The sequence below is a fragment of the Actinomyces oris genome (assembly GCF_001929375.1).
Classification (GTDB): domain Bacteria; phylum Actinomycetota; class Actinomycetes; order Actinomycetales; family Actinomycetaceae; genus Actinomyces; species Actinomyces oris_B.
This window is the reverse complement of record NZ_MSGO01000014.1, coordinates 20,957-40,391: the sequence shown is the minus strand read 5'-3', so window position 1 is coordinate 40,391 and position 19,435 is coordinate 20,957. Positions and strand designations below refer to the sequence as shown.

The following is a 19,435-nucleotide window of genomic DNA, read 5'->3' as shown; positions in this document are numbered from 1 at the left end:
CACAGACCGCACGAGGCGGCCGCATCGCATCCGAGGCCACTGAGCACCGCCTTGGCCTGCAGGATGCTGACACTGCGCCGCTTCCCGGGTGGACCCTAACTTGAAATCTCATACCTTGAAATGCCAGTATCAGATTATGGACAGCCCCTCAGAGAACTCCCGGGAGAACGACAGCAGCGGCGTCGGCGTCATCGACAAGGCGGCCCTGGTGATGAGTGCACTGGAATCGGGGCCGGCGACCCTGGCCCAGCTCGTGTCCACCACGCACCTGGCCCGCCCCACGGCTCACCGCATCGCGGTCGCCCTGGAGTTCCACCGTTTGGTCACCCGCGACTCCCAGGGACGCTTCATCCTGGGCCCCAGGCTCACCGAGCTGGCCAGCGCCGCGGGCGAGGACCATCTCCTGTCCGCCGCCGGACCGGTGCTGGCGGCCCTGCGCGACAAGACCCACGAGTCGGCGCAGCTCTACCGCCGTCAGGGAGACGTGCGCATCTGCGTGGCCAATGCCGAGCGCCCGATCGGGTTGCGTGACTCCATTCCCGTGGGCGCCACCATGTCCATGCAGGGCGGCTCGGCGGCCCAGGTGCTCCTCGCCTGGGAGGAGCCCGACCGCCTGCACCGCGGTCTGGTGGGAGCCCGCTTCACCGCCACCATGCTCTCGGCGGTCCGACGTCGGGGATGGGCTCAGTCGGTTGGGGAGCGTGAGCCCGGAGTCGCCTCCGTCTCGGCACCGGTACGCGGGCCCGGAGGCAAGGTGGTGGCCGCGATCTCGATCTCCGGCCCCATTGAGCGCATGGGCCGTCAGCCCGGCCGGGTTCACGGGCACGTGGTCATGGCCGCTGCGCGCCGGCTCTCCGAGGTGCTCAACGACGCCAGTACCGCCTGACGCGACGGGCGACGCCCTCGCCTCCGCGCCGGCTCACGCATTCAGCCGGGCTCACGCGGCTGCCAGGGCGATGGCGCGCCGGTAGGCCTCGACGTTCATCTGCGCCACGGCGCCCCACTCGGGCAAGGGGGCGTTCTCGTAGTTGTGGGTCTTGACGCGCTCGAGCAGCTCATCGTCCCCCAGGAGGGTGGCCAGCTCGCGGGCCAGGCCCGCGTCGTCGTCGGCGAGGAGACCATCGACGCCGTCGGTGATGAAGTCGCGTACTCCGCTGGAGCGCAGAGCGACGATGGCCAGCCCCGCACTGCGGGCCTCCAGGGTGGAGATGCCGAAGGAGTCGGCCGGCGAGGTCTGCAGGTAGATGTCTGCGCGCGTGAAGGCCTGGGCGAGCTCAGTGCGCTCGACGCGCCCCACGAGCTCGATGCGGTCGGCCAGGCCGGATTCGGCGACCTCACGGGCGAGCCGCTCGCGCAGCGGGCCGTCCCCGTAGATCTTGAGGAGCGCATCGGTGCCGGGGGTGCTCCTGACCGCCTGGGCGAAGGCGCGCACGACCTGCAGGGGGCGCTTGCGCTCGACCCACCGCAGGGAGGCCACGACCGTGAGCGGCCGGTGAGGCCGCCGCTCCCGGGGACCGGGGCGCTCCAGGCGCCAGTCCTCGACGGTGATGCCGTTGGGCAGAACGGTGACGGGATCGTGAGCGCCGGCGCGATGGACCTCGGCGGCGAGCATGGAGGACACGGCCGTCAGGTCGGCGCCGGAGCGCTGCCACCCTCGCACGGGGCTGACGGGCCCCAGTGCTCCGGCCACGTGCGCCCAGGGTCCCAGGACGCAGTGGAAGGTGACGGCCAGCGGGAGCCCCGCTCGCCGGGCGGCGGCGATGCCGGACCAGGCGAAGGGTGAGACGACGCCGACGTGGGCGTGAACGACGTCGGGGTGCAGGCGCGACAGGAGGTCATCGAGCTCGCGGCCGGCTCGAGGATGAACGGGCAGCTCACTGGGCAGGTGCGCAGTGGTGCGGTAGACGGGGAAGCCATCGGCCCTCTCGACGCTGCGGCCACGACCGTCACCGACCGGCGTGGCGGTGACGACAGCGGGCTCATGACCGGCCAGCTTCAGGTTGCGGGCGAGATCCCGCACCTGAGTCTCAATACCGCCCAGCCTGGGCGCGTAGCAGTCGGAGACGATGAGGACGCGCATAGCCTCAGTCTGCCACGCCCTTCTTCGGCACACGTCCCTGACGGGCCCCTCATGCCGCGCAGGCCCTCGTCAGCCAGTGACGTCAGCAGGCCGCCTCGGCGCTGCGCAGTCCGGCAATGGCCTTCTCGAAGTCCTCCAGGGAGTCGAAGGAGGAGTAGACCGAGGCGAAGCGCAGGTAGGCGATCTGATCCAGCTCACGCAAGGGGCCCAGGATCGCCAGTCCGACGTCGTGGGAGTCGACGAGCGCCTGCCCTCCCGCGCGGATGGCATCCTCAACCTGGTGCGCCAGAAGCGCGAGCTGGTCGTCGGAGACGGGGCGTCCCTGGCAGGCGCGTCTGACCCCGACCACGACCTTGTCACGGCTGAAGGGCTCGACGACGCCGGAGCGCTTGCGGACCGACAGGCTGGCGGTCTCCAGGGTGGTGAAGCGGCGCCCGCACTGCTGACACTCACGACGACGACGGATCGAGGTGCCGTCCTCAGCGGTCCGGGAGTCGACAACGCGCGAGCCGTCATGACGGCAGAAGGGGCAGTGCACGCCTACAACCTCCGAACTCACTGGACTACGTGTCAGTCCATCGGAGGGTAAACGCCCGGCGGGCCGCCCCGCAAGCCCGCCTCAAGGTGCGATCCGTGCACGAGTTCTCATGCCGCGGGAATCTCAAGCGTCTGCCCGGCACGGATGGTGGTTCCCTTCAGGTCGTTGAGCTCGGCGATCCGGGCCACCATTCCCGGGACGTCCGAGGTCCCGCTCGCCTCGGCGATGTCCCACAGGGACTGACCGGGACGAACGACTGTGGTGGTGGTATCCGTCGATACCTGCGCAACGGCCGTGGTGGGGGCCGCCCAGGCCATGCCCGCCAGAGCCCCGATGGCCAGTCCGCAGCAGGCGAGCACGAAGACCGCGACGATGACCGCGGAGCCACCGCGAAGCAGCCGCAGCACCACTCGGGGACGCACAGCCTGGGAGCGCGCAGCCCCCTCCACCGTCTCCCGCTGGGCGTCCCGTCGCAGCCCGGCGGCCCGCACTGCCGGGTGCTGCGGGGCCAGCCGCTCCAGCTCCGTGCGACGGTCCCGCAGGGCCACGGGCGTCGCGGGGCGACGCATCGCCGGCGCTGCCGGCAGCGCCGGGACGCAGGCGGGTGAGGACACGGGACGCCGCGCGCCGTCGAGGCCGCGCCGCACGGGAGCCTCGGGGACGAAGTCGTCGGTGACCAGTCTCAGCCTGGGCCGACGGGAGGACTGCCCGGCGTCCCGACCACTGGCCGGCCCAGCGACAGGCTCATCAGTCCGAGCCCGAGAAGCCTGGCGGGACGGGAGCGGGATGGCGATGGCACTCACAGCAACCTCCTGAACACGTGTTCGACGAACGCTTGTTCGACACATTAGCGCCTGAAGGGCGGCACGTCCAGCATCTCTTCGAACATGTGTTTGAATCGTGGTCGTCTCGCCGGTAGGCTTGTCATGTCCAAGACGATCACGGACCACCGACATCTATTCCGCGCCCTTGACGCCCCCGGGCCTGAGGGCCGTCCGGCGGGGAGGGCCAGGACCATGAGCACCACAGCACACCAGGGCGGCTCTGAGGCGAGCAGCGCAGCAGCGGTCGCGGAGGCCGTCAGCGACCTCGACGAGCGCGCCCGCGCGGTCTATGAGGCTGTCCGCGAGGCCATTGCCACCCACGGGTATCCGCCCTCGCTGCGTGAGATCGGCGAGCAGGTGGGTCTGACCAGCCCCTCCTCCGTCAAGCACCAGCTGGACAAGCTCGAGCGCCTGGGCCTGGTGCGCCGAGACCCCAATCGTCCTCGGGCGATGGAGGTCGTCTCCGCCGACAGCGGCCCTGGTGGTCGTGCGGCTGCCTGCGGCGGCGCAGCTCACCGCGCCTCGCCCGCCTCCCCCAGCGTCCCCGGTGTCGAGGACGGGGACGCCGTCGCGGTCCCGCTGGTGGGGCGGATCGCCGCCGGGGCCCCGATCCTGGCCGAGCAGGAGATCACCGATGTCATGGCCCTACCCCGCCGCCTGACCGGCGAGGGCGAGCTCTTCATGCTGGAGGTGCACGGGGACTCGATGATCGAGGCCGCCATCTGCGACGGCGACTGGGTGGTGGTGCGCTCCCAGCCCGACGCGGCCAACGGTGAGATCGTGGCGGCCATGATCGAGGATGTCGACGGCGCCTCGGCAACGGTCAAGGTGCTCTCGCGTCGCGACGGCCACCAGTGGCTGCTCCCCCGCAACTCCAGCTACGCCCCGATCAACGGTGACCATGCCACGATCATGGGCAAGGTGGTCACGGTGCTGCGCGCCCTGTAGGCACGCCAGGCCTTCATGATTGAAGGGCCGCCCCGGTCAACGGGGCGGCCCTTCAACGGTTCAGACGGGCGGCTCAGTAACCCAGGCCGCGTGCGACCTCGCGCAGGTGGTCGGCGGAGGCGATCAGGCGCTCCTTCTCGTCGGGGGTCAGGGGCAGCTCGAGGCGACGCCCGGCACCCTCACGTCCCACGATCGTGGGGACGGCCATGCACACGTCGGAGATGCCGTGCCAGTTGTCCAGCAGCGGGGAGATGGTCAGCACCCGCTGCTCGTCGTTGAGGACGGCGCCGATGATGCGCTGCACGGCCAGGCCGACGGCGTAGTTGGTGGCGCCCTTGCCCTCGATGATGCGGTAGGCGGAGCGGACCACGTCGTGGGCGATGCGCTCACGCTTGGACTCGTCGAACACGCCGCCGTCGAGGGTGGTGCCCCACTGGGTGATCGGCACGCCGCCGATCTCGGTGGAGGACCACAGGGGCACCTCGGAGTCACCGTGCTCACCGGCGATGTAGCCGTGGATGTTCTGGACGGCCGTGCCGGTCTCCAGGGAGATGAGGTACCGCATCCGGGCGGTGTCCAGCACCGTGCCGGAGCCGAAGATCTGGTTCTCGGGCAGGCCGGTGATCTTCTTGGCGCAGTAGGTCACCACGTCCACCGGGTTGGCCACGAGGACGAAGATGGCGTTGGGAGCGACCTCGACCAGCTTGGGGAGGATCTTCTCCATGATGCCGACGGTGGCGCCGGCCAGCTCGAGACGGGACTGGCCGGGCTTCTGCTTGGCGCCGGCGGTGATGGCGATGACGTCCGCGTCGCGGCAGATCTCGGGGTCGTCGGATCCCGAGACGGAGCCGGCGGAGGTGAACTGGATTCCCTGGGCGATGTCGAGGGCCTCGGCCTCGACCTTCTCCTTGACGATGTCCTGCAGCACGACCTCGCGGGCAACGCCCTTGGTCACACAGGCGTAGGCGAGGGTGGAGCCGACGGCCCCGGCACCGATGACAGCGACTTTGGAGGGGCGGCCGGAACGGTTGGTGGGGTAGGAGCCTTCAGCGGTAGTGGTGATGTGGTCTGACACGTTCTTCTCCTCAATGGGATCTGCTGGGCAGGACCGCAGGGGCGCGAGCACCCGCTCACGCCAAGCCTACGTGCAGTTCCTCCCGAGGGGCACATACCGAAAGGCCCAGTCGACCGGTTCACTCCTCCCCCGGGGCATCGGAGCGGATAGCCAGACGCCTCAGGGCGGCGCGCACCACGTCGGGCTTCGTCGTCGGCCACAGGGCGGGCATGGAGCGGGTGAGAAAGCCCCCGTAGCGCGCCGTGCGCAGGCGCGAGTCCAGGACGGCGACGACGCCGCGGTCCTGGCTGCGACGAATGAGGCGCCCCGCCCCCTGGGCCAGGAGCAGGGCCGCGTGGGTGGCCGACACGCTCATGAAGCCGTTGCCGCCTGCGGCCACGACGGCGTCGGTGCGGGCCTGGGCGACCGGGTCGTCGGGGCGGGGGAAGGGGATGCGGTCGATGACGACGAGGCGGCAGGTGCGTCCGGGCACGTCGACGCCCTGCCACAGCGAGAGGGTGCCCACCAGGCAGGCGGCCTCGTCGCCGGCGAAGGCCCGCACCAGGGTGGGCAGCTGGTCGTCGCCCTGGGCGTAGACGGGCAGGTCGGTGGCTCCTCGCAGTACCTCGGCGGCCTCCTGGGCCGCGCGCCTGGAGGAGAACAGGCCCAGCATGCCGCCCTCGGAGGCCTCGACCAGGGCGAGCATCTCATCCAGGGCGGCCTCGGAGATACCGGCGCCGGGGCGGGGCAGGTGGGCGGCCACGTAGAGGATGCCCTGGTGGGGGTAGTCGAAGGGGGAGCCGACGTCGAGGCCTCTCCACGGCTGCTCCGCCAGGGTCAGTCCCAGGGAGCGGGCCATGGGCTCGAAGCTGTCCCCCAGGGCGAGGGTCGCCGACGTCATGACGCCGGCGCGCCCGTCCAGCAGGTGGCCGGCCACCGATCCGGCGACCTCGATGGGGGCCAGGAGGAGGCGCGGGGGCTCGGCGCCCGTGCGGGGGCGCTCGATCCAGGCGACGTCGCGGCCCTGGGCCACAGAGTCGGAGGTCATGCGGTCCAGGGCGTCGACCAGGTCGCCGACCGCGGTACGGGCGACCGCCAGGCCCCCGGCGGCCTCACTGGAGCGGTCGCGCCCCAGGGTGCGGGCCTGGTCGCGCACGTCGGAGGCGACCTGGCGGGCGGCGCCGGCCAGGAGCACGAGCGCGTCGTGCAGGGCGGTGGGCAGGGTCGTCTCCAGGCGGCCGTCGGGCAGCTCGGCCAGCGCGAGCTGGAGGGTCTGGCCGGCGGACTCCAGCTCGCTGACCAGCACGGAGGCGTGCTTGCGGGCGGTGGCGGCGGTGCGTGCCACGGCGGCCGCCGACAGGGCGATGGTGCCCTGGGAGCGGATGCGGTCGGCCAGCTCGTGGGCCTCGTCGACGATGAGGACCCGGTGGTCGGGAAGGACGCCGGGGTTGCCGGCCACGACCACGCCGAGCATGGCGTGGTTGGTCACGACGAGGTCGGCCCGGGAGGCTGCGGCGCGCGCCAGCTCGGGGAAACACTCGGACTTCAGGGGGCAGGACTGCCCCAGGCACTCGGCCCGGGAGACGGAGACCTGGGCCCAGGCGCGCTGGGAGACGCCGGGGACGAGGTCGTCGCGGTCACCGGTGTCGGTCCGGGCCGCCCACTGGCGCAGGCGGACCACCTGCTCCCCCAGGCTCGCGTCACTCCCGTGCCCGGCGGCCGGCTGGGCGATGGCGTCCCCGACGCCGAAGAGCGCGGACTCGTCCTCGTCCTGCGGGTAGCCGCCGTCCAGCCGGTGCCGGCACAGGTAGTTCTGCCAGCCCTTGAGCAGGGCCACCTCGGGGCGGGTGCCGGTGACCTGCTCGACGGCGTCGGCTGCCAGGGGCGCGTCCTTGGTGAGGATCTGCCGCTGAAGGGCCAGGGTGGCGGTGGAGACCACGACCCGGTGACCGGCCTGCACGGCGTGGACCATGGCGGGCACCAGGTAGCCCAGCGACTTTCCCGTCCCGGTGCCGGCCTGCACCAGGAGGTGGGTGCCGTCGGCCAGGGACTGGGCGACCTCCTGGGCCATGGTGGTCTGCCCCTGGCGGGGGCTGCCGCCCAGAGAGCGCACCGCGGCGTCCAGGGCGTTCAGGACCCTGCGGTCGCCGGCGCTGTCGTTATCAGGCCGCTGCGTCCGGCTCGGCTCGCTCGGGGTCACGGCGCCTCTCAGCCGACGGTGCCGCCCGCCGCGGCGCCCTCGATCTGCGCCGCCAGGGCGGCGCCGACGTGCGCGACGACGTGAGTGCCCGTCTCGACGTAGTCGACCGTGTCGATCTCGCCCTCGGCGTGGATCCGGGAGACGAGGTCCCCACGGGAGTAGGGCACCACGACGTCGATGCTCACCTGCGGGTGGGGCAGCATCTGCTCGATGCGGGCGCGCAGCTCCTCGATCCCCTCGCCGGTGCGGGCCGAGACCGCGACCGCCCCGGGCAGGCCGGTGCGCAGCGCGGCCAGGGTGACGGCGTCGGCGAGGTCGATCTTGTTCAGGACGATGAGCTCGGGCACGTCCAGGGCGCCGGGGATCTCGGACAGGACGGTGCGCACGGCCGCCACCTGGCTGAGGGGGTCGGGGTGGGCGGCGTCGACGACGTGCAGCACGAGGTCGGCCCCGGCGACCTCCTCCAGGGTGGAGCGGAAGGCCTCGATGAGCTCGTGGGGCAGGTTGCGCACGAAACCGACGGTGTCGGTGAGGGTGTAGGTGCGCCCTTCGGAGGTCTCGGCCCGCCGGACGGTGGGGTCGAGCGTGGCGAACAGGGCGTCCTCGACCATGATGCCGGCTTCGGTGAGGCGGTTCATGAGGGAGGACTTGCCGGCGTTGGTGTAACCGGCGATCGCCACCGAGGGGATGGCCCCGCGTCGGCGTGAGCCTCGTTTGGTCTGACGCGAGGGCGCCATGGCCTGGATCTCGCGACGCAGGCGGGCCATGCGCCGGCGGATGCGGCGCCGGTCGAGCTCGATCTTGGTCTCGCCGGGGCCGCGTGAGCCGATGCCCTGACCGGCGGCCACGCGGCCTCCGGCCTGTCGGGACATGGACTCGCCCCATCCGCGCAGGCGTGGCAGGAGGTACTCGAGCTGGGCGAGCTCGACCTGGGCCCTGCCCTCGCGGGACTTGGCGTGCTGGGCGAAGATGTCCAGGATGAGGGCGGTGCGGTCAACGACCTTGACGCCGACGACGTCCTCCAGGGCGCGGCGCTGGGAGGGGGCGAGCTCGCCGTCGACGATCACCGTGTCGGCGCCGGCCGCGGCCACGACGTCAGCCAGCTCGCGCGCCTTGCCGCTGCCCAGGTAGGTGGCGGGATCGGGGTGGTCGCGCTTCTGGATGAGGGCGTCGAGGACCTGGCTGCCGGCGGTCTGGGCCAGGGCTGCCAGCTCGCGCAGGGAGGTGTCGGCGTCCTGGGTGTCGCGCACCTGGCCGCTGCCGCCCGGTGCGCCGGTGGCCGGGCCGTGGGGCCGGGGCAGCTCCAGGCCGACCAGGACGACCTTCTCCAGGCGGACCTGGCGGTACTCGACCTCGCTGACGTCCTCCAGCTCGGTGGACAGCCCGGCCACACGGCGGCGGGCGGCACGGGCCTCCCGCTCCAGGGCGCCGTCGTCGAGGCCGTCCTCGTAGCCACCGGCGTGCTCGTGCTGGGCGGCGGTGGAGGCCAGGGCGGTTCCGGTCCGGGACAGGACCCGGGCGACGACGTCATGGACGTCACGGACGTCACGGGCCTCATGGGCATCGCGGGTGTCGCGCAGGTCTGCTGCGTCCTCGGGGGTGGAGGGGGTGTTGGAGTGGTGATGGGTCACAAAAAGTCCTTCGTCGTATGCCTGCGCCCCTCCGATGGGGCGCGATGGTTCTGGCGGGGGGCGGCGCCGGCCGCCGTTTCAGCGCATACGAAGGATCCACATGGGGGCGATGCTACTGCCCGCGGGCGCGCGGGGCCACCTGCCGACTCCGGCGGCGCGTCGGGTGCGGGTAGCCTGGCCCGCGTGAGCGAGCACTACTTCACCGCCTCCCCCGCTGTCGAGGCCGAGGAGCGCACCCACCGCTTCTCGATCCGCGGCGTCGAACACGCGGTGGTCACGGCCTCGGGCGTCTTCAGCGCCGACCGCCTCGACAAGGGCACCCAGGTCCTCCTCGATCACGTCCCCGATCCGGCCCAGGCCGGCACGTTCCTCGACCTGGGCTGCGGCTGGGGCCCGATCACCCTGGCCCTGGCCGGGGCCGCTCCGCAGGCGAGGGTCCTGGCCACCGATGTCAACGAGCGCTCGCTGGCCCTGACCGCTCGCAACGCCGCTGCCGCAGGCCTGGACAACGTGCGAACCGCCCCGGCCGACGCGCTGCTGGCCGAGCTGCGCCAGGGCTCAACGCCGGTGGATCTCATCTGGTCCAACCCTCCGGTGCGCATCGGCAAGGAGGCCCTGCACGCCCTGCTGCTGGACTGGCTGGCGCTGCTGTCCGACGACGGCGAGGCCTGGCTGGTGGTGCTCAAGAACCTGGGAGCCGACTCCCTGGCGGCCTGGTTGAGGGACCAGGGCTGGGACGTGAGCCGGGTGGCCTCCTCGAAGGGCTTCAGGGTGCTGCGGGTGCGCCGCCGACACGGCTGACACGACGCCGGGCCGGCGCCTGGCGCGCGGTCCCGGCCGCAGTCTCGGCCGTGGTCTTGGCAACGGTCCTGGCCGGCTACCGGCGTCGTCGCCTCGCCAGGCGCAGGTCGATGACGGCGACCCCGGCGGCGACGGCGATGGCGGCCACGACGGCCAGCAGACCGGCTTGGGCGGCGACCTCCCAGCCCGAGGAGTGCGAGACGCGGAAGGTCAGGCCCGTGATGACGGCGATGCCGATGGAGGCGCCGATGCGCTCGCCGGTCTGGAGGATGCCGCCCGCGGCCCCGGCGTACTCCAGGGGGACGTCGGCCAGGGAGAGGGTCTGGTTCGGGGAGACCACGAGGCCCTGTCCCACTCCGAGCACCAGCAGCGTGAGCGTCAGCCACCAGGGGCTCCACCCCGCGCGCGCGTGCATGTGCATGATGCCGATACTCGCCAGCAGCCCGGCCACGCCCAGCACCATGCCGCCGAGTACCATGACCCGCCCCACCCGGATCACCCGGCGGCCGGCGACGGCGGCGGCGATCGATCCCGCCAGGGCGGCCGGGACTCCGACGAGGCCGCTGGCCAGGGCGGTGGAGCCCAGGCCGGCCTGGACGTACTGGGCCACGATGATCCACACGCTGGTGTAGCCCAGGAAGTACACGGCAATGGCCAGGCTGCCGTAGGCGAAGGAGGGGATGGCCAGCAGGCTGAGGTCCACCATGGGGGCGCCGCCCCTGGCCCGGTAGCGCTTCTCCCAGACCACCCAGGCGCCGATGACGCCGATGCCGGCAACCTCCAGGCCCCAGATCCAGGTGCCGGCCGAGGCCTCCATGAAGGGGATCATGATCAGCAGCGTGCCGACGGCGAGCAGTCCCATCCCCACCGGGTCGAGATCGACCCCGCCGCGATGGGCGGCCCCGGTGGCCTCGGCGCGCTCCGTCTGACCTGTGTCGCTCCCCCGGCGCCAGGCGGAGGACGGCAGGTACCGGCGCGCGGCCCAGACGCCGGCCAGGGTGAGGGGGACGTTGATGAGGAAGGAGGCGCGCCAGCCCCGGTCGTCCCCGAGCCAGCCGATGAACCCGCCGCTGAGCACCGGCCCCAGGGCCACCGAGACCCCGATGACGGCGCCGAAGAGCCCGAAGGCGCGTCCTCTGGCCTCACCGGTGTAGTACTGCTGGATCATGCCGGTCACCTGCGGGTTGAGCAGCCCTGAGCCCACCCCCATGACGACCCGGGCCAGGTTGAGGGTGACGACGTCGGGGGCCAGGCCCGAGGCGAGGGATCCGGCCCCGAACAGGAGCATACCGATGACGAAGAGCCGTCCCCGCCCCATGACGTCGCCGGCACGGCCGGCCGGGACGAGGACGACCCCGAAGACGAGGGCGTAGCCGGAGACGACGAGCTGGAGACTGGCGGTGCCGGCGCTCAGGCTGTGGGAGACGGCCGGCAGGATGACATTGACCGAGGAGACGGCCAGCAGCGAGACGAAGGCGGGGATGAGCAGTGTCGGCAGAAGCCGCTCATGGTTCGAACGCGGCATCTGGGCCGGGTCACGGGGGCGAGGCGTGGGCACGTCGAGAGGCTACCGCGTGCCGGGCTGCTCACAGCTGTGAGGCCGCGGCGTGCTCCACGTCCTGCTGAACCCGGCTGGGAGGCTCCCCCGGTGCGGGCGTGAACCAGGCTCCGGAGCGGACGTCCAGGACGATCCCGATCCCCAGGGCGATGAGTGCCGGCAGGATCCAGCCGGTGGAGTCGCTCCACAGGCCGGTGCGCGCCAGCAGCCTGCTGGGGCCCTCCCAGCCGGCGGCGGAGATGGCGGAGACGGAGCCGAGGATCCCGGCTGTGCTCACGCACCACCGGTAGGCCGCCCTGAGCCGTCCCGGTGCCGCGGCGTCGACCAGTGTCACGGCGACCAGGGCGATGGCGAAGGGGTAGAGCAGGAACAGCAACGGCCCCGCGATCTTGAGGATGGCGCTCAGCCCCAGGTTGGCCAGGGTGAAGGAGACGATCGCGCAGGCGGCGAGCTGCCGGTTGAAGGAGACGGCCGGCCAGGCGGTGTAGGCGTAGCCGGCCCAGGAGGCCAGCAGCCCCACGGCGGTGGTCAGGCAGGCCAGGATGACGATGGCGGCGAAGATGACGACGCCCGAGGTCCCCAGCGTGGAGGAGGCCGCGTTGCGCAGCAGCTCGGTGCCGTCCTTGGTGTCGGCGGTGATCTGCCCGCGGGTGCGGGTTCCCAGGACGGCCAGGCCGATGTACACCAGCCCCAGGAGCGCGGCGGCGATACCGCCGGACAGGATCGTGCCGCGCACCAGGGCCCGGGAAGAGGTCAGACCGCGTTCGCGCAGGGAGGTGATGACCACGATGCCGAAGACGGTGGCCGCCAGGACGTCCATGGTGAGGTAGCCCTGAGTCAGCCCGTTGGTCAGGGGAGCACTCGCGTAGGGCTCGATGGCCTCGCGCTCCACCCCGGGGGACATCGCGATGGTGACTCCGCACAGCAGGGCCAGCAGGGCCAGCAGGGCGGGAGTGAGCCAGCGCCCGACGCGGTCGGCCAGGCGGCTCGGGCTGCGGGCGATGCCGAAGGACGCGCCCATGAACACCGTCACGTGCGCCAGCAGGGCCAGGCGGGAGTCGTGAATCCCCAGCAGCTCGAGCACTGGGCGGGTCGCCAGCTCGTAGGCGACCGTGGTGACACGGGCGATGGCGTACAGCGGGCCGATCGCCAGGTAGACCGCCAGCGGCATGACTGTGCCGAACCGGGGTCCCACTCTGCGGGCCAGTCCCAGGATCCCCTCACCGGAGGTGGAGACGGCGACCACCGTGATGAGCGGCATGAGCACCCCGGTGGTGATGAAGCCGGCCATGACCAGGATGAAGGACCTGCCCGAGGCGGCCCCCAGCAGGGGCGGGAAGATGAGGTTGCCCGCTCCGAAGAACAGGGCGAAGAGCATCAGGCCGGTCGGCAGGATGGCGCCGACGGCGGAGCGCGTGGATGGCTGGGTCATGATGGTGGTCGGTTTCTCTTCTCGGATGCGGCGTCGGTGCGACGTCCGGGAGCAGTGTGGGTGGCGGCGGGGCTGAGGGGCCTCAGGCGACGGTGACCCGCCCGGTGATCGAGGCCGGTCCGGTCAGCAGCACGCTGCTGTCCTCGCCCAGGGGGTCGGCGCCCACGTGGACCCCGATCTCTCCGCCGGGGACGAGCAGCCGGTAGTCCTCGGGAGCTCCCGGCCCGGTCCAGGCGTGCAGGGCGACGGCGACGGCGCAGCACCCCGCTCCGTAGGAGAGGGCCTCCCCCACTCCGCGCTCCAGGACGCGCACGCGGGCGACACCCACCGGCGAGTGGGTATCGGGGTCGGTCTCCTCCCCCAGCGGCACGACGAGCTCGAGGTTGGTGCCGGCCTCGGGGGCGGGGTCGTAGGCGACCGGGTCCGCGGAGTCGGTGAGCCCGGCGAAGGCGGCCGCCTCGAGCTCGCTCTCCTCCCCCAGGGCGACGACGGTGTGGGGCCCGGAGATCTCGACGCTCAGGGCGGCCCGCTGCCCGGCCAGGCCGGGGACGACGACGGCCGTGTCCCAGCCCTCGTCGTCGGCCTCCTCGGGGCTGGCCAGGCGGGCCGGCCCCATGTCCACGGTCCACAGCTCGCCCAGGCGGGTGATGGTGCGAGCCCCACCGCGCGTGCCGATGGTGACGGACTCGCCGTCGGCGATGGGACGCAGTCCCTCGCGGTCCAGGACGTGGGCGAACAGGCGTGCGGCGTTGCCGCACATCTCGGCCACGGTTCCCTCGGCGCTGTAGTAGTCCATGAACCACTCGGCCTCGGGCACGGAGGCGGCGAAGGCCCCGCCGCCGGGCAGGGCGGTGGTCCGTACGACACGCACGAAGCCGTCGGCGCCGATGCCGCTGTGGCGGTCGCAGACCGCTGCGATGTCGGCACCGCTGATGGCGACCTCGCAGCCGGGGTCGACCAGCATGAGGAAGTCGTTGAGGGTCGCGTGGCCCTTGATGAGCTCACGACCGCGAAGACCTGTCGAGTGCGGCATGGCCCCTAGCCTAAGCGACGCCACGACGCGCGCAGACGAGCTCCCACGCCTGCCGGGTCAACCGGGAGCGCTCGGAGTCGGTGCACTGCCCGGTCTCGGTCAGGGCGACGTCGATCCAGTGCACCCGCGGGTCACGCCGGAACCACTTGATCTGGCGGGAGGCGAGCTGGCGGGTGGCCAGGGCGGTGGAGTCGACCGCCTCGGGCACGCTCATGGTCCCGTCGATGACCGCGAGCGCCTGGGCGTAGCCGATGGCGCGCGGAGCGGTCTCCCCCTCCCGGATGCCCTGGTCGATGAGGGCCTCCACCTCCTCGACCAGGCCGCGTTCGAACATGGCGCGGGCCCGCTCGTTGATGCGCAGGTCCAGGAGCCGGCGCTCGCAGCGCAGGGCGATGTGGACGGTGGGGGCGATGTCCTCGTAGCGGGGCAGGGAGGCGGAGAAGGGACGACCTGTGATCTCGATGACCTCCAGGGCCCGCACGATCCTGCGGGTGTTGGAGGCCTCGACGCGCTCGGCGGCGACCGGGTCCAGGCGGGCCAGCTCGGCGTGGAGGGCGGCCGTCCCCTCCTGCTCGGCGCGCTCGCTCAGGCGGGTGCGCACGGCCGGGTCGGTGCCGGGGAAGTCGAGGTCGTCGGTCAGGGCCCGCACGTATAGGCCGGAGCCTCCGGCGATGATCGGCAGGTGGCCCCGTGACTCGACGGCGTCGATGTCGCCGCGGGCGCTGCGCTGGAAGGCCGCCACGGATGCCCGGTCCCTGACGGTGAGGACGTCGATCTGGTGGTGGGGGACCCGCGCCCTCTCGGCGGGGCCGGGCTTGGCGGTGCCGATGTCCATGCCCCGGTAGAGCAGGGAGGCGTCGGCGTTGATGATCTCGGCGCGGGTTTCCGGTTCGTCGGCCTGTATCTTCTCGGCGAGGTCGAGGGCGAGGGCGGACTTGCCGGTGGCGGTGGGGCCCACCACGACGAGTCTCGGCAGGCGGGGGGCGCTCGGGGCCGCTGGGCTCATGGGGCTCAGATCTCCGGCAGGAGGGGGCCCACGAGGCTGAGCGCCTGGGTGCAGGCGGACAGCGCCGTGTCCAGGTGGAGGCGCAGCTGGGCGTCGGTGGCCCCGGCGGACAGGTCGGTGAGGTAGGTGGCGCGCACCAGCGGACCGATGGGGGTGTCGACGACGCCGACGGTGGGGAAGAACTTGTCCCGGTTCCAGTCGTTGACGCTGGCGGCGATCTCGTCCCTCTGGGAGGCGGGGGCGGCCTCCTCCCAGTCCCCGGAGACCAGGAGCCAGCCGTCGTGCCCCTCGGGGATCTCGATGACGAAGGGGAAGGAGTCCCAGGTGCCCAGAAGGCAGGGGTGCTCACGGCCCTCGGCCAGCTGGACGTTGTACTCCATGGGGCCGGTGAGCATGGACTCGATCCGAGCCAGGGTCAGCACCTGGGGCTCCTCGTCGGTCGGCCCCAGGTCCGGAGAGCGGTCGGTGTCCTGTCCTCCCGCTGCCGGCTCCGCCTCCGACCGGCCTGATGTGCTCGACCAGCTGCGTGAGGCGTCCAAGGTCTGCGCCGACGCGGTTGTCCTGGCCGGCTCCGACGGGGCACCGAAGTCGGCCGGGGAGGTTGAGTCGGCTGAGTCTGCGGGTCCCTCGTGACCTGCGGCGTACGGTGAGAGGGTCGGGGGCGCATCGGGTCGGCCGTGGGAGTCGACCGGCCGGCTGCTGCGCTGATGGTCCAGTGCCCGCACGTCCCACTCCTTGCCCAGGAGGCGTGCGATGAAGTCGGTGAGGCGTTGCAGTCGCGGCATCATGGCTCCAGGCTTCCGCGCAGCTCGTCGGGGAACTGCTCCTCGGCCTCGTGCATGAGGGCGACGATGAGCCGGCAGCCGCCGAAGACGAAGTCCTCGAGCTGCCGGTCCGTCATGCCCGCCTCGAGGGGGTAGGTGTACTCGCCGTGAAGACGCACCACTCCGCCGTCGGCGACGGTGAGGTAGGCCTTGGGGCCGATGCGGGTGGTGTTCCAGTCCTCGACCAGGGCGCGCAGCTGGGTCAGGTGCTCGGTGTCGGCGATGCGGTGCCAGATCCCGCGCATCTGGACGGCCCTGGTGTCCTGAAAGATGGCGTGGACGGTGACGTAGCGCCAGGGGATGCCGATGTCGCCCTCGTCATCGATGAAGTAGCGCAGTCCCAGTCGTTTGACGCACTCGTGGATACGGTCGACGTCCACGGGCCTGGGGACCGTGGCGGCGGCAGCAGAGCTGGCGTCGAAGCTGGGCATGCTCCCCAGCCTAGCGGGGCATGCGGGCTGCTCCCCACCGCAGCCCGGCCCGCTCCACCGTCAGCGCAATCAGCCGTCGCCCGCCTCAGGCCGGTGCGCCCACGCGCAGGGTGGGCAGGCCCAGGCTCACCGGGGCGGTGTCGGGCTCGGGAGTGGCGCGGGCCTCGGCCCGGCGGCGCTCCCAGGCATCCCCGGCGCGGGTGCGTCGCACCTGGAACAGGGCGGGGCCGTCGTCGAGCCAGAGGCGGTCGCCGGGCTTGAGGGCCTCGTTGGTGGCCGCGGCGAGCGGGTCCAGCCCGCGTCCGCAGCGGGCGGAGTCGGCGATGAGGTTGTGGGGGGCGCCGTGGGTGACGCGCACGGTGACCATGTCGCCGGGGCGCGGGGCCCCGCCGGCGTAGTCGCCCTCGGACAGGCCCTCGGGCAGGGCGACGTGGACGAGCCGGTTGTCGGCGGCGCGCCCGGAGATGCGGGCGGTGACCGAGTCCCGGCGCCCTTCGCCCTCGGCGACGAGCACCTCGACGACGCGTCCCTCCTGGCGCTCGTTCTCCTCGTGGGCGATGCGGCGCACGAGCGCGTCGAGCCGCCGGTAGCGGTCCTTGACGACCTCGGTGGGGACCTGGTCGTCGCGGTCGGCGGCGGGGGTGCCCGGGCGCGGGGAGTACTCGAAGGTGTAGGCCGAGGCGAAGCGGGCCTGCTCGACGACGTCGAGGGTGGCCTGGAAGTCCTCCTCGGTCTCACCGGGGAAGCCGACGATGATGTCGGTGGTGATGGCGGCCTCGGGCATGACGGCGCGGACCTTGTCCAGGATGCCCAGGAAGCGCTGGGTGCGGTAGGAGCGGCGCATGGCGCGCAGCACCCGGTCCGAGCCGGACTGCAGGGGCATGTGCAGGCTGGGCATGACGGCCTCGGTTTGGGCCATGGCCTCGATGACGTCGTCGGTGAAGGCGGCGGGGTGGGGGCTGGTGAAGCGCACGCGCTCGATGCCCTCGGCTGAGCCTGTCGCCCGCAGCAGCTTGGCGAAGGCGCCGCGGTCCCCGAAGCCGACCCCGTAGGAGTTGACGTTCTGCCCCAGGAGAGTCACCTCGATGGCGCCCTGCGCGGCGACGGCCTCGACCTCGGCCAGGACGTCACCGGGGCGGCGATCGCGCTGCTTGCCGCGCAGGGAGGGCACGATGCAGAAGGTGCAGGTGTTGTTGCATCCCACGGCGATGGAGACCCAGGCGGCGTAGGAGGACTCGCGGCGGGTGGGCAGGGTGGAGGGGAAGACCTTGAGGGACTCCTCGAGCTCGACGGCGGCCGCGGAGTTGTGCCGGGCGCGCTCGAGCAGGGCGGGCAGGACGTCGAGGTTGTGGGTGCCGAAGACGACGTCGACCCAGGGGGCCCGCTCGACGATCCCCTCGCCCATCTGCTGGGCCAGGCACCCGGCCACGGCGATCTGCATGCCGGGGCGCTCGCGCTTGACGGCGGCGAGCTGGCCCAGGTTGCCGAAGAGCCGGGTGGCGGCGTTCTCGCGCACGGAGCAGGTGTTGATGATGACGACGTCGGCCCCGCCGTCACCGGCGTCGGTGGCGCGGGCGGCGGCCTCGGGCACGTCCTCGACGCGCAGGTAGCCGGCCCTCTCCAGCAGTCCCGCCATGTGCTCGGAGTCGTGGACGTTCATCTGGCAGCCCAGCGTGCGCACGTGGTAGGTGCGCGGCGGGGCGCCTCGGGCGTCGAGAACGGGGGCGGGGGTGGTCAGCGTGGTCATCGCCGAGCAGTGTAGGTGGCGGCGGGGTCCCGCCCCAGCCCTGGCGCAGGGTCGTGACCAGATGCACGCCGGGGCGGGGCCCTTGACTTTCTCCCGGATGCGGGAGAGCTGGTCTCAGGACTTCTTGCGCGAGGCCATCTTGGCGTCGTTGCGAGCGGCCTGGGCGAAGGCGTCGCTCACCGACTGCCCGCGACCACCGTCCACTGGTCCAGGGCCAGAGCGGCCGCACCTCGCGCCCACTCGTCGAACTCGAAGGGACGCAGCAGGACCGACACCGGCGCCGCCGCCCAGTGCCGCAGATCGCCCACCTCCTTCTCAAAGGTCTCCCGGTAGGCCTCCACCACGGCGACCCCCTCCCCGGAGACCACGACGAGCTCGGGATCGACGTAGGCGATGAGAGTCCCCACGACCCTTCCGATCGCCAGCACCGCACGCCGCAGGACGTCGTCGACGCCGTCGTTGCGACGCATGTCGGGGCTCAGGAGCAGATCGAGGTTCAGCTCCTCGGCCTCACACCCCAGGTGCTCGGCGGCCGCCCGCAGGATCCCGGGGGTCGAGGCGAGGGCCCGGGCGCACCCGGGGTGCCCGATCTCGCAGCTGGGTCCGGAAGGGTCCACCGGCAGGTGCCCGACGCTGCCGGCCGCCCCCTGTGCACCGGAGACGACCTCACCGGCCACCACGACCCCGCAGCCGATCCCGGCGCCGAGGGTGACCATGGCGAAGGGGTCCTTTCCGCGGCCGGCCCCGAACCAGGCCTCGGCGTAGGCGAAGGCGCGCACGTCGTTGGCCGCGACGCAGGGCAGCCCGGTGGCCTCGGTGACCATGTCGGCCAGAGGCACGTCGCGCCATCCCAGGAAGCTGGCCACCACCACAGTTCGTCTCCCGACGACGGCCGCCCCCAGGGAGATTCCGATGGCGTCGGGCCGTCGACCGCTGCGCTCGGCCAGCTGCGCCACCACTGAGGCGATGAGGGCGGTCACACAGCCGGCGTCGGTGTCGGTCAACGGCCGTGAGTCACTGATGAGGACCTCGCCCAGCGGGTCGGTCAGGACGGCGTAGAGGCGGTCATCCGTGAGCTTGATGCCGGCAACGGTGGCGCTGTTCGGGACGACGGCCAGGAGGCGGGTGGGCCTCCCCGGTCCAGCCACTTCCACCGGCGGCCGCTCCTCAATGAGGCCCGCCTCGATGAGGGGGCGCACCGTGCGTGTCGTCGTCGCCGCGGACAGCCCCAGGCGCTCGGCGAGGTCGCCGCGACTCATGGGGCCGGCGGAGATCAGGGCGAGCAGCGCCCTGGCGCCGAGGCTGCGTCCACCACCCATCGTCGACTC

Annotated in this window: 17 protein-coding genes; 3 read left to right on the top strand and 14 right to left on the bottom strand. The window is 72.4% G+C overall.

Features of this window, described 5'->3' with window-relative positions:
- Positions 1 to 136 precede the first annotated feature (136 nt).
- Positions 137 to 886, top strand: a complete 750-nt coding sequence (locus BKH32_RS04180) for an IclR family transcriptional regulator (RefSeq protein ID WP_075248765.1) — start codon at positions 137 to 139, stop codon at positions 884 to 886.
- Positions 887 to 937: 51 nt separating this feature from the next.
- Here the strand turns inward: BKH32_RS04180 and BKH32_RS04175 are convergent, their stop codons facing one another.
- The 3 genes from BKH32_RS04175 to BKH32_RS14300 all read right to left on the bottom strand — a co-directional run bounded on the left by BKH32_RS04175 (position 938) and on the right by BKH32_RS14300 (position 3,421).
- The gene (locus tag BKH32_RS04175; protein ID WP_075248764.1) at positions 938 to 2,080 is read right to left on the bottom strand and encodes a glycosyltransferase family 4 protein; all 1,143 of its coding nucleotides are present in this window, start codon (positions 2,078 to 2,080) and stop codon (positions 938 to 940) included.
- An 82-nt stretch (positions 2,081 to 2,162) separates the two neighbouring features.
- Positions 2,163 to 2,618, bottom strand: a complete 456-nt coding sequence (gene nrdR / locus BKH32_RS04170) for a transcriptional regulator NrdR (protein ID WP_075248763.1) — start codon at positions 2,616 to 2,618, stop codon at positions 2,163 to 2,165.
- A 107-nt stretch (positions 2,619 to 2,725) separates the two neighbouring features.
- Positions 2,726 to 3,421 carry a LysM peptidoglycan-binding domain-containing protein gene (locus tag BKH32_RS14300; RefSeq protein ID WP_256690785.1) on the bottom strand — a complete coding sequence of 232 codons (696 nt, stop codon included), beginning with the start codon at positions 3,419 to 3,421 and terminating at the stop codon, positions 2,726 to 2,728.
- 213 nt (positions 3,422 to 3,634) lie between these two features.
- Here BKH32_RS14300 and lexA point away from each other — a divergent pair, with 213 nt between their 5' ends.
- On the top strand, positions 3,635 to 4,390 hold the full coding sequence (gene lexA, locus BKH32_RS04160; RefSeq protein ID WP_075248762.1) for a transcriptional repressor LexA: 756 nt from the start codon (positions 3,635 to 3,637) through the stop codon (positions 4,388 to 4,390).
- A 73-nt stretch (positions 4,391 to 4,463) separates the two neighbouring features.
- Here the strand turns inward: lexA and BKH32_RS04155 are convergent, their stop codons facing one another.
- The 3 genes from BKH32_RS04155 to hflX all read right to left on the bottom strand — a co-directional run bounded on the left by BKH32_RS04155 (position 4,464) and on the right by hflX (position 9,275).
- A complete protein-coding gene (locus BKH32_RS04155; RefSeq protein ID WP_075248761.1) occupies positions 4,464 to 5,465 on the bottom strand; it encodes an L-lactate dehydrogenase in 1,002 nt (333 codons plus the stop codon).
- 118 nt (positions 5,466 to 5,583) lie between these two features.
- Positions 5,584 to 7,644, bottom strand: coding sequence for an ATP-dependent DNA helicase (locus tag BKH32_RS04150; RefSeq protein ID WP_075248760.1), 2,061 nt, complete (start codon positions 7,642 to 7,644; stop codon positions 5,584 to 5,586).
- A gap of 8 nt (positions 7,645 to 7,652) precedes the next feature.
- Entirely contained in the window at positions 7,653 to 9,275 is a 1,623-nt protein-coding gene (gene hflX / locus BKH32_RS04145) for a GTPase HflX (RefSeq protein ID WP_143222704.1), read from the bottom strand.
- Between the two features lie 183 nt (positions 9,276 to 9,458).
- Here hflX and BKH32_RS04140 point away from each other — a divergent pair, with 183 nt between their 5' ends.
- Complete coding sequence (locus BKH32_RS04140) at positions 9,459 to 10,076, top strand: class I SAM-dependent methyltransferase (RefSeq protein WP_075248759.1); 618 nt, start codon at positions 9,459 to 9,461, stop codon at positions 10,074 to 10,076.
- Positions 10,077 to 10,152: 76 nt separating this feature from the next.
- Here the strand turns inward: BKH32_RS04140 and BKH32_RS04135 are convergent, their stop codons facing one another.
- The 8 genes from BKH32_RS04135 to BKH32_RS04100 form a co-directional block, all read right to left on the bottom strand.
- Entirely contained in the window at positions 10,153 to 11,634 is a 1,482-nt protein-coding gene (locus BKH32_RS04135; protein WP_075248758.1) for an MFS transporter, read from the bottom strand.
- 28 nt (positions 11,635 to 11,662) lie between these two features.
- Positions 11,663 to 13,066 carry a branched-chain amino acid transport system II carrier protein gene (brnQ, locus tag BKH32_RS04130; RefSeq protein WP_075248757.1) on the bottom strand — a complete coding sequence of 468 codons (1,404 nt, stop codon included), beginning with the start codon at positions 13,064 to 13,066 and terminating at the stop codon, positions 11,663 to 11,665.
- 82 nt (positions 13,067 to 13,148) lie between these two features.
- Positions 13,149 to 14,099, bottom strand: a complete 951-nt coding sequence (locus BKH32_RS04125; RefSeq protein ID WP_075248756.1) for a diaminopimelate epimerase — start codon at positions 14,097 to 14,099, stop codon at positions 13,149 to 13,151.
- Between the two features lie 10 nt (positions 14,100 to 14,109).
- Entirely contained in the window at positions 14,110 to 15,105 is a 996-nt protein-coding gene (gene miaA / locus BKH32_RS04120) for a tRNA (adenosine(37)-N6)-dimethylallyltransferase MiaA (RefSeq protein ID WP_075248755.1), read from the bottom strand.
- Positions 15,106 to 15,110: 5 nt separating this feature from the next.
- Positions 15,111 to 15,890, bottom strand: coding sequence for a YbjN domain-containing protein (locus tag BKH32_RS04115; protein WP_075248754.1), 780 nt, complete (start codon positions 15,888 to 15,890; stop codon positions 15,111 to 15,113).
- Positions 15,890 to 16,360, bottom strand: coding sequence for a YbjN domain-containing protein (locus tag BKH32_RS04110; RefSeq protein ID WP_004565218.1), 471 nt, complete (start codon positions 16,358 to 16,360; stop codon positions 15,890 to 15,892). Before BKH32_RS04110 ends, BKH32_RS04115 begins: the two co-directional genes overlap by 1 nt.
- Positions 16,361 to 16,445: 85 nt before the next feature.
- On the bottom strand, positions 16,446 to 18,107 hold the full coding sequence (gene miaB / locus BKH32_RS04105) for a tRNA (N6-isopentenyl adenosine(37)-C2)-methylthiotransferase MiaB (protein WP_075248753.1): 1,662 nt from the start codon (positions 18,105 to 18,107) through the stop codon (positions 16,446 to 16,448).
- Positions 18,108 to 18,283: 176 nt separating this feature from the next.
- On the bottom strand, positions 18,284 to 19,426 hold the full coding sequence (locus BKH32_RS04100; protein ID WP_075248752.1) for an ROK family transcriptional regulator: 1,143 nt from the start codon (positions 19,424 to 19,426) through the stop codon (positions 18,284 to 18,286).
- Positions 19,427 to 19,435: the final 9 nt, after the last annotated feature.

Excerpts from the sequence above, each read along its gene's own strand:
- BKH32_RS04125 (WP_075248756.1), bottom strand. The coding sequence starts at position 14,099 with ATGCCGCACTCGACAGGTCTTCGCGGTCGTGAGCTCATCAAGGGCCAC.
- brnQ (WP_075248757.1), bottom strand. The coding sequence starts at position 13,066 with ATGACCCAGCCATCCACGCGCTCCGCCGTCGGCGCCATCCTGCCGACC.
- BKH32_RS04175 (WP_075248764.1), bottom strand. The coding sequence starts at position 2,080 with ATGCGCGTCCTCATCGTCTCCGACTGCTACGCGCCCAGGCTGGGCGGT.
- BKH32_RS04115 (WP_075248754.1), bottom strand. The coding sequence starts at position 15,890 with ATGCCGCGACTGCAACGCCTCACCGACTTCATCGCACGCCTCCTGGGC.
- miaA (WP_075248755.1), bottom strand. The coding sequence starts at position 15,105 with ATGAGCCCAGCGGCCCCGAGCGCCCCCCGCCTGCCGAGACTCGTCGTG.
- BKH32_RS04110 (WP_004565218.1), bottom strand. The coding sequence starts at position 16,360 with ATGCCCAGCTTCGACGCCAGCTCTGCTGCCGCCGCCACGGTCCCCAGG.
- lexA (WP_075248762.1), top strand. The coding sequence starts at position 3,635 with ATGAGCACCACAGCACACCAGGGCGGCTCTGAGGCGAGCAGCGCAGCA.
- BKH32_RS04180 (WP_075248765.1), top strand. The coding sequence starts at position 137 with ATGGACAGCCCCTCAGAGAACTCCCGGGAGAACGACAGCAGCGGCGTC.
- BKH32_RS04100 (WP_075248752.1), bottom strand. The coding sequence starts at position 19,426 with ATGGGTGGTGGACGCAGCCTCGGCGCCAGGGCGCTGCTCGCCCTGATC.
- miaB (WP_075248753.1), bottom strand. The coding sequence starts at position 18,107 with ATGACCACGCTGACCACCCCCGCCCCCGTTCTCGACGCCCGAGGCGCC.